General features: G+C 54.8%; 15 protein-coding genes and 2 pseudogenes. 10 read left to right on the forward strand and 7 right to left on the reverse strand.

Annotated elements, in window-relative coordinates; translation table 11 throughout:
• Window positions 1-45: 45 nt before the first annotated feature.
• Together AC6I8W_RS07045 and AC6I8W_RS07050 are read right to left on the reverse strand one after the other, a co-directional pair.
• Window positions 46-315, reverse strand: a pseudogene (locus AC6I8W_RS07045) (helix-turn-helix domain-containing protein); the annotation flags it as partial.
• Window positions 315-392: pseudogene (locus AC6I8W_RS07050) on the reverse strand (MBL fold metallo-hydrolase); the annotation flags it as partial. The pseudogenes AC6I8W_RS07045 and AC6I8W_RS07050, both read right to left, overlap by 1 nt.
• 175 nt (window positions 393-567) lie before the next feature.
• Between AC6I8W_RS07050 and AC6I8W_RS07055 the strand changes: the two are divergent.
• From AC6I8W_RS07055 to rlmC, 10 genes are all read left to right on the forward strand, one after another.
• Window positions 568-819, forward strand: a complete 252-nt coding sequence (locus tag AC6I8W_RS07055) for a DUF1418 family protein (RefSeq protein ID WP_497837534.1) — start codon at window positions 568-570, stop codon at window positions 817-819.
• Between the two features lie 12 nt (window positions 820-831).
• Window positions 832-1,554, forward strand: a complete 723-nt coding sequence (gene nfsA, locus AC6I8W_RS07060) for an oxygen-insensitive NADPH nitroreductase (RefSeq protein WP_497837535.1) — start codon at window positions 832-834, stop codon at window positions 1,552-1,554.
• Between the two features lie 17 nt (window positions 1,555-1,571).
• Entirely contained in the window at window positions 1,572-2,474 is a 903-nt protein-coding gene (rimK, locus tag AC6I8W_RS07065) for a 30S ribosomal protein S6--L-glutamate ligase (RefSeq protein WP_497837536.1), read from the forward strand.
• 87 nt (window positions 2,475-2,561) lie between these two features.
• On the forward strand, window positions 2,562-3,041 hold the full coding sequence (locus AC6I8W_RS07070) for a YbjN domain-containing protein (protein WP_013508474.1): 480 nt from the start codon (window positions 2,562-2,564) through the stop codon (window positions 3,039-3,041).
• A 372-nt stretch (window positions 3,042-3,413) separates the two neighbouring features.
• A complete protein-coding gene (gene potF, locus AC6I8W_RS07075) occupies window positions 3,414-4,523 on the forward strand; it encodes a spermidine/putrescine ABC transporter substrate-binding protein PotF (protein WP_480369903.1) in 1,110 nt (369 codons plus the stop codon).
• Window positions 4,524-4,638: 115 nt separating this feature from the next.
• Window positions 4,639-5,772: a putrescine ABC transporter ATP-binding subunit PotG gene (gene potG / locus AC6I8W_RS07080; RefSeq protein WP_497837537.1), complete on the forward strand. Its 1,134-nt coding sequence runs from the start codon at window positions 4,639-4,641 to the stop codon at window positions 5,770-5,772.
• A gap of 9 nt (window positions 5,773-5,781) precedes the next feature.
• Window positions 5,782-6,744, forward strand: a complete 963-nt coding sequence (gene potH, locus AC6I8W_RS07085) for a putrescine ABC transporter permease PotH (protein WP_497837538.1) — start codon at window positions 5,782-5,784, stop codon at window positions 6,742-6,744.
• Window positions 6,741-7,586, forward strand: a complete 846-nt coding sequence (potI, locus tag AC6I8W_RS07090; RefSeq protein ID WP_497837539.1) for a putrescine ABC transporter permease PotI — start codon at window positions 6,741-6,743, stop codon at window positions 7,584-7,586. The genes potH and potI overlap by 4 nt, the downstream gene beginning before the upstream one ends.
• 66 nt (window positions 7,587-7,652) lie before the next feature.
• Window positions 7,653-8,114, forward strand: a complete 462-nt coding sequence (locus AC6I8W_RS07095) for a YbjO family protein (RefSeq protein WP_497837540.1) — start codon at window positions 7,653-7,655, stop codon at window positions 8,112-8,114.
• Window positions 8,115-8,162: 48 nt separating this feature from the next.
• Window positions 8,163-9,287, forward strand: a complete 1,125-nt coding sequence (gene rlmC / locus AC6I8W_RS07100) for a 23S rRNA (uracil(747)-C(5))-methyltransferase RlmC (RefSeq protein ID WP_497837541.1) — start codon at window positions 8,163-8,165, stop codon at window positions 9,285-9,287.
• An 85-nt stretch (window positions 9,288-9,372) separates the two neighbouring features.
• Here the strand turns inward: rlmC and artJ (AC6I8W_RS07105) are convergent, their stop codons facing one another.
• From artJ (AC6I8W_RS07105) to artP, 5 genes are all read right to left on the reverse strand, one after another.
• Entirely contained in the window at window positions 9,373-10,104 is a 732-nt protein-coding gene (gene artJ / locus AC6I8W_RS07105; RefSeq protein ID WP_497837542.1) for an arginine ABC transporter substrate-binding protein, read from the reverse strand.
• A 123-nt stretch (window positions 10,105-10,227) separates the two neighbouring features.
• Complete coding sequence (artM, locus tag AC6I8W_RS07110; RefSeq protein WP_497837543.1) at window positions 10,228-10,896, reverse strand: arginine ABC transporter permease ArtM; 669 nt, start codon at window positions 10,894-10,896, stop codon at window positions 10,228-10,230.
• 1 nt (window position 10,897) lies between these two features.
• Window positions 10,898-11,611: an arginine ABC transporter permease ArtQ gene (gene artQ / locus AC6I8W_RS07115; protein ID WP_013508483.1), complete on the reverse strand. Its 714-nt coding sequence runs from the start codon at window positions 11,609-11,611 to the stop codon at window positions 10,898-10,900.
• Between the two features lie 6 nt (window positions 11,612-11,617).
• Entirely contained in the window at window positions 11,618-12,349 is a 732-nt protein-coding gene (gene artJ, locus AC6I8W_RS07120) for an arginine ABC transporter substrate-binding protein (RefSeq protein WP_497837544.1), read from the reverse strand.
• A gap of 15 nt (window positions 12,350-12,364) precedes the next feature.
• Window positions 12,365-13,093, reverse strand: coding sequence for an arginine ABC transporter ATP-binding protein ArtP (artP, locus tag AC6I8W_RS07125; protein WP_497837545.1), 729 nt, complete (start codon window positions 13,091-13,093; stop codon window positions 12,365-12,367).
• Window positions 13,094-13,237 lie beyond the last annotated feature (144 nt).

The following is a 13,237-nucleotide window of genomic DNA, read 5'->3' on the forward strand; positions in this document are numbered from 1 at the left end:
GTGAAAGAAAGAAGGAATTGCCTGTTGTTCTGATGTGCGCGGTCTTCAGATTTGCGTGCCAGGCCCACGGAAAGTACGCCGCCATTCGCTGGGGCTGACGTTGAAGCGTGCCTTAAAGCGCTGGCGAAATGAGATGGGTGACTGATAACCCGCCAGGGTGGCAACGGCCTCAATGCTGTGGTCGGTGGTTTCCAGTAGTTCCTGACTGCGTCGCAGGCGTTCCGCACTCAACCACTCCCCTGGCGTCATGCCGGTGGCACGCGAGAAATGGCGCGTCAGCGTACGTCTGCTCATGCTGACAAGGTGTGCCAGCGAAGCATCGGATCGATCAGGAAGCGCACTCCGGCATATTCCAGCATTAAGGTCGCGTTACGAATCTGGGTCAGTTGCATGGTTTATTCCTCCGGCAATATTGAGACGTCAGTATAGAAATGCGACCTCGCTGGCGGTGAGTAGGCGCAATGCCATCCTTCGATGGAAAAGGGTCAAATTCAGACACAGGATTACCACCAGGCAATTGTGCTATAACAGACGGCTTAACGGATTGAACTGTGGGAGAGCCAACGCATGAGCAACCTGGCCAGATTACCGAAGCCGGTACTGTTGCTGGAAGCCGTCGGCGTGATTGCCGTAATTGGCGCACTGGCGCTGATTAATGACTGGGTCGCTGCGCCTGCGGCGATCGATCAGAAGACGCTGGCGACGGTGTTGTTTTTTGTCGGCATTGTGCTGATGCTGCCCGCGGCCTGGTTGATGATGTGGCGCACCGCCAAAGCGATGGCCCCGCAGTTGTTCAATCAACACGACAAAAAGAAGTAACCGGAGAGGATTATGACGCCGACCATTGATTTACTGTGCAGCCACCGTTCCATTCGCGCTTTTACCGAGCAGGGCATTGATGAGGCGCAGCGCGACGCCATTATTGCAGCGGCACAAGCGGCTTCGACCTCCAGCTTTTTGCAGTGCTCCTCTATTATTCGTATTACCGATCGGCAAAAACGTGAGCAACTGGTTACCCTTACCGGCGGGCAACCCTGGGTGAGTGCGGCGGCCGAGTTTTGGGTATTCTGCGCCGATTTTAATCGTCACCTGCAAATCTGCCCGGAAGCGCAACTGGGACGGGCGGAACAATTATTGCTGGGCTGCGTGGATACCGCGCTGATGGCGCAGAATGCGATGGTAGCGGCGGAGTCGCTCGGTCTCGGTGGTGTTTTCATCGGCGGTATCCGCAACAATATTGCTGAAGTTACCACGCTGCTGGGTTTGCCGAAATTTGTGCTGCCGCTGTTTGGTTTCTGCATCGGCCATCCTGCGGCGGTGCCGGAAATTAAACCGCGCATCCCGCAGACGATGCTGGTGCATGAAAACACCTATCAACCCCTCGATGCGGCGGTGCTGGCGGAGTACGACAGTCGCACCAGCATCTATTATCAACAGCGTGACAGCAATCAACGTGCGGAAACCTGGAGTGAGTTGATTCAACGTCTGATCATGAAAGAAACGCGTCCGTTTATGTTGGATTACCTGCATCAGCAGGGCTGGGCAACCCGTTAAGCACAAGGAACTCTGCGATGAAAATGGCCATTCTCTCCCGTGATGGATCGCTTTATTCGTGTAAACGCCTGCGTGAAGCAGCGGAAGCGCGTGGTCATCAGGTGCAGATTATTGACCCTCTTTCCTGTTATATGAATATCAACCCGGCCTCGCCAGCGGTGCATTATCGTGGTGAACCGCTGGGGCACTTTGATGCGGTGATCCCGCGTATTGGCTCCGCCATTACTTTTTACGGTACGGCGGTGCTGCGCCAGTTTGAGTTATGCGGCAGCTATCCGCTGAATGAATCGGTGGCGATTACCCGCGCGCGTGACAAACTGCGTTCGCTGCAATTGCTGGCGCGTGAAGGGATCGACATGCCGGTCACCGGTTTTGCTTCGTCGCCGGATGATACCGATGACCTGATTACCATGGTAGGTGGCGCGCCGCTGGTGGTGAAGCTGGTGGAAGGGACGCAGGGGATTGGCGTGGTGCTGGCGGAAACGCGTCAGGCCGCCGAGAGTGTGATTGATGCGTTTCGTGGCCTCAACGCCCATATTCTGGTGCAGGAGTTTATCAAAGAAGCGCAGGGGCGGGATATTCGCTGCCTGGTGATTGGTGATGAAGTGGTGGCCGCGATAGAACGCGCCGCAAAAGAGGGCGATTTTCGTTCCAATCTGCATCGCGGCGGTAAGGCTCACCCGGTACGCATCACCGATCAGGAACGCGAAATTGCGGTTAAAGCGGCCAGCACCCTCGGGCTGGAAGTGGCCGGCGTCGACATTTTGCGTGCTAACCGAGGGCCACTGGTGATGGAGGTCAATGCCTCACCAGGCCTTGAGGGGATTGAGTGCACCACCGGGCTGAACATCGCTGCCATGATGATTGACTGGATTGAACAGCACGCGCTGCCCGGCTTCCGTCTTAAAACTGGTGGCTGAGACGCGCTTTTCAGCGTTTTTCGTGGCATCGATTTCATTTTTTCCGTAAGCTAAGGCGCTTATTTCTTCACCCCACGGGACATGACGATGGATTCACTGGTCGTTCCTGACATCGACGTGCTGCGTCGCTGGCTGGATCAACAAAATATCACCTGGTTCGAATGCGATGCCTGCCAGGCTTTGCATCTGCCGCATATGCAGAATTTTGACGGGGTGTTTGATGCAAAAATCGACCTTGTGGATGGCGTGATCCTGTTCTCCGCGTTGGCTGAAGTTAAACCGACCGCGTTGATTCCGCTGGTGGGCGATCTGTCTCAGATCAATGCCAGCTCCCTGACGGTGAAAGCCTTTATTGATATTCAGGACGACAATCTGCCGAAGCTGATTGTCTGCCAGTCGCTCAGTACCACTGCTGGCTTAACTTTTGGTCAGTTCTCGCACTTTATGAAGCAGAGCGAGGAACAAGTTTCCATGGTGATTATGGAAGCCTTCGCCAACAATTTATTGATGATGGGCGAGGAAGAGGAGCGACAACCCAGCTCACTCGGCCGCGCAATGCTGCACTGATTTTTCTGCCTGATTTAACTGCCGCTTTTTGCGGCAGTTTTCATTTTATCCCCACCACTTTTTATTCTGCATTTTGCCCTAAATCGCCAGATATTAGTCGTGCTTTATGCCGCGCATGCCGAACCCCATAGCAGAAACATGCAATACTTATCGCTAAAAGGCGTTTTTTACGCTGGGATCTGGTGCAGGGGAAGCGGGGCGGCTATTCTTGCGGGGCTGCTTGAGACGTGCAACCTCAGCACAGGTATAGGTTTTTACTATTAAACTCCCGCTGAATATTGATTCATTGTGTGCCTGTAAATAAACAGAAAACGCAACGTCCGGATCGCGTGTATGCAGCGTTGTGATGACCCGCTCAGGAGGAAGGAAAACATGTTCAACCAACGTAAAAAATGGTTGTCAGGTGTGGTTGCTGGTGTGCTGATGACAGCGTCTGCTGGCACGCTGGCCGCAGATAAAACGCTGCACGTTTATAACTGGTCTGATTATATTTCGGCGGACACGGTTCCGAATTTCGAGAAAGAGACCGGCATTAAAGTGGTCTACGACGTGTTTGACTCCAACGAAGTGCTGGAAGGCAAACTGATGGCCGGTAGCACCGGTTATGACGTGGTGGTGCCGTCATCGAGCTTCCTCGCACGCCAGCTGCAATCCGGCGTGTTCCAGGAGCTGGATAAGAGCAAACTGCCGAACTACAAAAACCTCGACCCGGATCTGATGGCGAAAGTGGCTCAGCATGATCCAGGCAACAAGTACGCGATTCCTTACCTGTGGGGCACCACCGGTATCGGCTACAACGTGGATAAAGTGAAAGCCATTCTGGGTAAAGATGCGCCGGTTGACAGCTGGGATCTGGTGCTGAAGCCAGAAAACCTGGAAAAACTGAAAAGCTGTGGTGTTTCCTTCCTCGATGCACCGGAAGAGATCTTCGCCACCGTGCTGAACTACCTCGGCAAAGATCCGAACAGCTCCGACCCCAAAGATTACTCCGGGGCGGCGACCGATCTGCTGCTGAAACTGCGTCCGAGCATCCGTTATTTCCACTCTTCGCAGTACATCAACGACCTGGCGAACGGCAACATTTGTGTGGCGATCGGTTGGTCGGGTGACATCCTGCAAGCGAAAGATCGTGCCGCTCAGGCGAAAAATGGCGTGAACCTGGCCTATAGCGTACCGAAGCAGGGCGCTCTGGCGTTCTTCGACATGATGGCAATTCCGAAGGATGCGAAAAATCTCGACGAAGCCTATCAGTGGCTGAACTACATCATGGATCCGAAAGTGATCGCCGACATCTCTAACAAGATGAACTATGCCAACGGTAACAAAGCATCACTGCCGCTGATTAATGCGGATGTGCGTAACAATCCGGGCATCTTCCCGCCAGCGGAGATTATGTCCAAGCTGTTCGTGTTGAAAGTCCAGGATCCGAAACTGGATCGTGTACGTACCCGTGCATGGACTAAAGTTAAAAGTGGTAAGTAATTCGTTCTGAACGGATTCACTTGTATTAGGACGACAACAGAGGCGCGGTGATGGCCTCTGTTGTGCCATTTTTAGCGGCTGATGTTAACAGTCGCTAAGCGTTGGAGATAAGTTAGTGAGCGACGCGATTCCCCGCCCCCATAACAAAACCGCAAAGGCCTTAACGCCGTTGCTGGAAATCCGCAACCTGACCAAATCCTTTGACGGCCAGCACGCCGTGGATGATGTCAGTCTGACCATTTACAAAGGTGAGATTTTTGCTCTGCTCGGTCCTTCGGGCTGCGGCAAATCGACCCTGCTGCGTATGCTGGCGGGGTTCGAAGTGCCGAGTAGCGGTCAGATTGTGTTGGATGGGCAGGATCTCTCCCATGTGCCGCCGTATCAGCGGCCGATCAACATGATGTTCCAGTCCTATGCGTTGTTCCCGCACATGACGGTGGAGCAAAACATTGCGTTTGGCCTCAAGCAGGACAAACTGCCGAAAGGCGAAATCGCCAGCCGCGTTGAAGAGATGCTGGCGTTGGTGCATATGCAGGAGTACGCCAAACGTAAACCGCATCAGCTCTCTGGCGGCCAACGTCAGCGTGTGGCGCTGGCGCGTAGCCTGGCAAAACGTCCGAAGCTGCTGCTGCTGGATGAACCGATGGGTGCGCTGGATAAAAAACTGCGTGACCGTATGCAGCTGGAAGTGGTGGATATTCTGGAGCGCGTCGGTGTGACCTGCGTGATGGTCACCCACGACCAGGAAGAAGCAATGACCATGGCGGGCCGTATCGCCATTATGAACCGCGGTAAATTTGCCCAGATCGGGGAACCGGAAGAGATCTACGAGCACCCGACCAACCGTTTCAGCGCCGAATTTATTGGCTCGGTGAATGTGTTTGAAGGGCTGTTGCGCGAGCGTCGCGAAGAGGGTCTGGTGCTGGAAAGTCCGGGTCTGGTACATCCGCTGAAAGTACAGACCGATGTTTCCATCGTCGATAACGTCCCGGTGCATGTGGCACTGCGCCCGGAAAAAGTGATGCTGTGCGACGAGGTTCCTGCCGATGGTTGTAACTTCGCGGTGGGTGAAGTGGTGCACATCGCCTATCTCGGTGACTTGTCGATCTACCACGTGCGTTTGCAGAGTGGTCAGATGATTAGCGCCCAGTTGCAGAATGCCCATCGTTACCGCAAAGGCGCGCCCACCTGGGGCGATGAAGTGCGCCTGTGCTGGGATGCAGACAGCTGTGTGGTTTTGACGGTTTAAGGAGGCGGAATGAGCCAGATTTCTCAACCCGGAGCCGCGCAGCCGGATCAGCCGGGCACCCCGCTACAGCGCTGGGCCACGCGTATGAAGATGCAGCATGGCCGCAAGCTGGTGATTGCACTGCCGTACCTGTGGCTGGTGCTGTTTTTTCTGCTGCCGTTCCTGATCGTGCTGAAAATCAGTTTTGCCGATATTGCGCGTGCTATCCCGCCTTATACCGATTTAGTCACCTGGGCTGATGATCAGCTCAATCTGGTGCTCAATCTCGGTAATTATCTGCAACTGACGGACGATCCCTTATACGTCGATGCCTATCTGCAATCGCTGAAAGTGGCGGCCATCTCCACCATTATTTGTCTGGCGATTGGTTATCCGCTGGCATGGGCGGTGGCGCACAGTAAACCGTCGATGCGTACTATCCTGCTGCTGCTGGTGATCCTGCCGTCATGGACGTCGTTCCTGGTGCGCGTATACGCCTGGATGGGGTTACTGAACAACAACGGCATTCTCAACCGTTTCCTGATGTGGCTGGGTGTAATCGATCATCCGTTGGTGATCCTCTACACCAACACCGCGGTATATATCGGTATTGTCTACTGCTACCTGCCGTTTATGGTGCTGCCTATCTATAGCGCGCTGACGCGTATTGATTATTCACTGGTGGAAGCGTCACTGGATCTGGGCGCGCGTCCGTTGAAGACTTTCTTTAGCGTGATTGTGCCACTGACCAAAGGCGGGATTATCGCCGGTTCGATGCTGGTGTTTATCCCGGCGGTAGGGGAGTACGTGATCCCGGAATTGTTGGGTGGCCCGGACAGCATCATGATTGGACGTATCCTGTGGCAGGAGTTCTTCAACAACCGTGACTGGCCGGTGGCGTCAGCGCTGGCGGTGATTATCCTGTTGATTCTGATCCTGCCGATTGTCTGGTTCCACAAGCATCAAAACCGTGAAATGGGAGAGAAAGGATGAATCAGTTACCGGCTATCCGCTCTCCGTGGCGTACCGCAATTTTGGTACTCAGTTTTATGTTCCTGTATGCGCCGATGTTGCTGCTGGTGGCCTACTCGTTTAACAGCTCACAGCTGGTAACGGTGTGGGAGAGTTTCTCGTTCCACTGGTATCACGTGCTGTTCCAGGACGATGCGATGATCGATGCGGTGCTGCTCAGCCTGAGCATCGCCGCGATGTCCGCCAGCATGGCGGTGGTGCTGGGCACCATCGCGGCGGTGATGATCGTGCGCTTTGGCCGTTTCAAGGGGCACAATGGCTTTGCATTTATGCTCACGGCACCGCTGGTGATGCCGGACGTGATCACCGGTCTGTCGCTGTTGCTGCTGTTTGTGGCGATGGGTAACACCCTTGGCTGGCCGAGCGATCGTGGCATGCTGACCATCTGGCTGGCACACGTCACCTTCTGTACCGCCTATGTGGCAGTGGTGATCAACTCGCGCCTGCGTGAGTTGGATCGTTCGATTGAAGAAGCAGCGATGGATCTCGGCGCAACGCCCCTGAAGGTGTTTTTCGTGATTACGGTCCCGATGATTGCTCCGGCCATCATTACCGGCTGGCTGCTGGCGTTTACCCTGTCGCTGGACGACCTGGTCATTTCCAGCTTTGTTACCGGTCCTGGCGCGACCACCCTGCCGATGGCGATCTTTGCCACCGTGCGTCGTGGCGTTAACCCGGAGATCAACGCCCTGGCATCGCTGATTCTGTTTGTCGTCGGTCTGGTGGGTTTTATTGCCTGGCGCTTTATGGCACACGAAGAAAAGCAACGTTTGCGCGATATTCAGAAAGCAAGACGTGGCTGAAATCCGTAACATTTGCCACTATTGGAGAGGCTGGCAGCGCCAGCCTCTTTTTTATGGAGTCGGTCGATGTCGGAAACCCTGAAAAAAATCTCTTTTTTAACGCCTGCGCCGGTGTTAGTGGCTGGTATCGCCATCATTGCTACACGCTGTATCAGCGTGGTGATGCTGGCCAATGCGTTAGGTTTTGAAGAGATTGTCAACTTTGTGCACCGCAGCGCGCAGGCCTGGGATTCCACTGTAATATTTATTGCCAGCCAGCTGATCTTTTTGTTTGAGTTGCGCTGTGCCTTCACCCTGATGCGCGGCAGCAACCGTGGGCGTTGGGGCTATGTGGCGACCCAGATTATCGTGCTGGGATACATGTTGATGGCGTCAATGGGCTGGATTTACCCGGAGATCTTCAGTATCGATGGCGAAACTAATGCGCAGATCATCCATCATACGCTGTCGCAGAAACTCCCGGATGTGATGGTTCTGTTGCTGCTGTTTGTTCCGGCCAGTAGCCGCGCTTTTTTCCGGCGTCGGTGATACAATCGCCCCCCATTTTTTCTCCCGATTCAGAATACAGGCCCCGCCATGCATTGCGCGCTTTATGATGCCGACCGCTGTCGTTCCTGCCAGTGGCTGGAAAAACCCTACCCGCAGCAGCTCAGTGAGAAACAGTCGCTGCTGGAGCAACTGCTGGCGCAGCAGGCGGTGGGGGAGTGGCGTACGCCGGTAACGTCTGCTGAACAGGGGTTCCGTAACAAAGCTAAGATGGTGGTGAGCGGCAGCGTCGAGCGTCCGGTGTTCGGCATGATGTCGCGTGATGGCGAGCCGGTTGATCTGTGCGCCTGTCCACTCTATCCCGCCAGTTTCGCCCCGGTGTTTGCCGTCCTCAAACCCTTTATCGCCCGCGCCGGTTTAACGCCGTATAACGTGGCGCGCAAACGCGGTGAGCTGAAGTTTCTGCTGCTGACGGAAAGCACGCAGGGCGGCATGATGCTGCGTTTTGTGTTGCGTTCTGCCAGCAAACTGGAACAGTTACGTGCTGCGCTACCGTGGCTGCAACAGCAGTTGCCGCAGTTAACGGTGATCTCTGCCAATATTCAGCCGGTGCATATGGCGATCCTCGAAGGTGATGAGGAGATTGCACTCACACCCGATCAGGCGCTGGCGGAAAAGTTTAACCACGTGCCGCTGTACATTCGCCCGCAAAGTTTCTTCCAGACCAACCCGCAGGTGGCGGCCAGTTTGTACGCCACGGCACGCGACTGGGTGGCGCAACTGGGGGTGAGCAGCATGTGGGATCTGTTTTGCGGTGTCGGCGGTTTTGGTCTGCATTGTGCCAGCACAGAGATGCAGCTGACCGGGATTGAGATCAACGCGGAAGCTATCGCTTGTGCACGCCAGTCGGCACAGCAACTAGGGCTGGAGAAGGTCAGTTTTGCTGCTCTCGATTCCACCCAGTTCGCCACCGCGCGCGATCAGGTGCCTGAGTTGGTGCTGGTGAATCCACCACGACGCGGAATTGGGGCTGAGTTATGTGCTTATCTCAGCCAGATGGCACCGGAATATATTCTGTATTCCAGCTGCAATCCGCACAGCATGGCGCAGGATATCGCGCGCCTGAGCGCTTATGACGTTAGCCGTGTGCAGCTGTTCGATATGTTCCCGCATACCGCTCATTTTGAAGTGCTGACGTTACTGACCAGGCGCTGAAAGGGTGGGGACGACGCAGCGATCATCCTGAACGGAGGACAGTGCAGAACCTGTCAGGTTGGGCACTGCGTCGACCCCATAGACGTTATTCCGGGAACCACTTCTGATTGAGTTGCTGATACGTACCGTTGGCTTTGATTGCCGCCAGTGCGCCATTCAGCTGATCGCGTAGTTCGGTATTACCTTTTCGCACCGCAATGCCCAGCCCGGTGCCAAAGTAGTTGGCATCAGTCACATGCGCGCCGACCGGAGCCAGAGCAGCATTGGTTTTCAGCCACTGGTTCACCACAGCGGTATCGCCGAATACACCATCCAGACGGCCATTTTTCAGGTCGAGGATCGCGTTCTGGTAGCTGTCATACGCCACGGCCACCACTTCCGGGTGCTGTTCCAGCAAATACTTCTGGTGGGTGGTGCCGTTCTCCATACCGATACGTTTGCCTTTCAGCTGAGAGAAATCGCTGAACTGGCCTTTACGCGCAATCACCACCGCCGAGTTGGCGTAATAGGGTTGGGTGAAATCCACCTGCTTGCTGCGATCCGCGGTGATGTCCATGCCAGAGATCACGGCGTCATAGCGGCGGAATTTCAGCGACGGGATCAGGCTGTCAAAGGCGTTATTGGTGAAGGTACATTCGGCCTTCATTTGCTGGCATAACGCTTTTGCCAGATCGATATCAAAGCCGACGATTTGATTTTCACGGTCCAGAGATTCAAACGGAGGATAAGTCGCGGAAGAGGCGAAGCGGATTTTTTCCGCCGCAAAGGCATTCATTGCCAGAGTTGCCAGTGCAGCAGCAACGATCCATTTTTTCATTTTGAGACTCCTGTAGATCATTCACGCGCCTTAAGCGCACGCGTTACAAGATGCCATCGAATGAATCATTATGCAAGAATGTTGTATAAATAATGAAAAAAGGCGGGAAAACCCGCCTGGATATTAATTTCTACGCTCGAATGCCAACGCGCGCCGTTCAATCAGACGCATCATCAGCGTCAGCAAACCATTGACGCACAGATACACCAAACCGGCGGCGGCGAACACCGTGACATCATAGGTGCGGCCATACAACAATTGACCGTGGCCCATCACCTCCATCAGCGTGATGGTATAGGCCAGAGAAGTACTTTTGAACACCAGTACCACTTCGTTGGAATAGGACGATAGCGCGCGTTTAAAGGCGTACGGCAGCAGAATGCGCAGCGTATCTTTGCGGTTCATGCCCAACGCGGCACAGGATTGCCACTGACCGGAAGGAATGGCACGTACCGCACCGTAGAACAACTGGGTGGTGTAGGCCGCGCTATTCAGCGACAGCGCCAGCAGCGCGCACAACCACGGCTGTGACAGCAGATGCCACAGCCAGGGAAGGTTCTGGATGCTGGGAAACTGGCCGGGACCGTAGTAAATCAGGAAGATCTGCACCAGCAGCGGTGTACCGGTGAATACCGTGATGTAACCTTTGACGATGGCGTTCACTACCGGCACTTTCAGCGCCAACACCACAGTGAACAGCAACGACAACACCAGCGCGGCGATCAGCGAGGCGATGGTCAGCGTCAGGCTGGTATGCAGTCCTTTCAGCAGCTCGGGTAAATATTGCAGCATCTCAGGCTCCCCGCTCAAAACGCGTGGTGCGCGATTCAATACGGCGCAGCACCGCCTGACTGAACAGCGTGATAATCAGATAGATAGCCGCGGCGACCAGATACCAGGTAAACGGCTCCTGAGTACGGGTAGCGATACTTTTGGTTTGCAGCATCAGATCGTTAACGCTAATCAGCGACACCAGCGCGGTATCCTTCAGCAGCACCAGCCATTGGTTGCCGAGGCCGGGTAACGCATGACGCCACATCTGCGGCATGATCAGGCGGAAGAAAATTGCCGACTTCTTCATCCCCAGCGCCTGGCCTGATTCCCACTGACCCACCGGCACCGCTTTCAGGGCACCGCGCAGGGTTTGTGATGCGTAGGCCGAGTAAAGCATCGCCAGTGCAATCACGCCGCACAGGAACGGGCTGACATCGAAGTTCTCAATTTGTACCTGCACGGGAATGCTGAACAGGCCGAGATTGATGTGGAAGCCATCCGACAACGTCAACAGCAGCTGCGAAGCACCGAAGTAGATAAACAGCACCACGAGGATTTCCGGCAGACCGCGAATCAGCGTCACCAGCCCAGTGCCGACCCAGGCCAGTGGCTGCCAGCGCACCGATTCCCAGCCAGCAAAAATCATCGCCAGCGCAAGGCCGGCGATCAGTGCACAAACGGCAAGGCCGACGGTCATACCGGCGGCGCTTGCGAGTGGAATCATTTCATTCATCAGGAATTACTGTTGAAACCATTTGTTGTAGATGGCTTTGTAGGTGCCGTCGGCTTTGACTTTATCCAGCGCGGCGTTGAATTTTTCCTGCAACTCGGTGTTGCCCATGCGTACCGCGATGCCGAGACCGGTGCCGAAGTAGGCTTTGTCGGTCACTTTGTCACCCAGCGCAGCCAGGTTCGGGTTCTGTTTCAGCCACTCGTTGACCACGGCGGTGTCGCCGAATACCGCATCGATGCGGCCATTTTTCAGGTCGAGGATAGCGTTCTGATAGCTGTCATACGGCACCACGGTGATGTCGCTGTGCTTATCAGACAGATATTTCTGGTGGGTGGTGCCGTTCTGTACGCCGACACGCTTGCCTTTCAGCGCAGCCACATCTGCCAGCTTGCCCTTCTGCGCAATAAAAATCGCCGAGTTGTCGTAGTACGGTTTGGTGAACAGTACCTGCTTTTCACGCTCTGGCGTGATGTCCATACCGGCCATCACCGCGTCGAAACGACGGAATTTCAGGCTCGGGATCAGGCTGTCGAAGGCCTGGTTGGTGAAGGTACAGGTGGCATCAATCTCTTTACACAAGGCATTCGCCAGATCGACATCAAAGCCCTGAATTTTGTTGTCGGAATCGACAAATTCAAACGGAGGATAAGAAGCCTCGGTCGCGAAACGCAGGGTCTGCGCAGCAGAAGCGCTCAGACTCAGACCAGCAAGCAGTGCAGCAAGTACGACTTTTTTCATTAGAGACATCCTGACTTAGTGCGAAAGATAGTGAGCAAACGCCTCGGTTTGCGGCTGTGTAAAGTGGCTGGCGTCGCCCTGTTCCACAATGTGGCCGTTTTCCATATACACCACACGGCTGGCGGTCTTACGTGCGACTTCCACTTCATGGGTCACAATCACCTGGGTAATCTGCGTTTGCGCCAGCTCATTGATAATGCTGACGATCTGTGCGGTGATTTCCGGGTCGAGTGCGGCGGTCGGTTCGTCGAATAATAACACCTGTGGTTCCATCATCAGCGCGCGCGCAATCGCCACGCGTTGTTGCTGACCACCGGAGAGATGCAACGGAAAACGCTCGGCATAAGGGGTCAGACGCAGGCGATCCAGCAATTTTTCGGCACGGGCGCGGGCTTGATCTTTGCTTAAACCCAGCACGCGGCAGGGCGCTTCGATCAAGTTTTGCAGCACCGTCAGATGCGGCCATAAGTTGTATTGCTGGAACACCATACCCACGTTCTGGCGCAATTCGCGGATCGCATTGTCAGACGGGGTTTTACTGAAGTCGAAATGGTTGCCGGCGATCTGCAAGCTACCGGAGCGCGGTTGCTCCAACAGGTTGAGCACGCGCAGGAGCGAACTTTTACCCGCGCCGCTTGGACCGAGCAACACCAGCGTCTCGCCCTGTGGGCAGGCCAGGTTGATATCGAACAGCGCCTGGTGGGCACCGTAAAAACAGTTAATGCCGGTTAGTTGAATACTCATGCGCAATAAATGAATAGCAATTGATGCCGCGAATCTTAACGTCACCAGAATAGTTATGCAATTGAGGTGGGTTAAAATTTATTAAACAGCAGTTAAAGGTTAAAAGCGTAGCACAATATCTCGGCATTCGTTGCCGTGGCTAAA

Source organism: Pantoea sp. X-Soil-TKNS-1211, assembly GCF_059730495.1.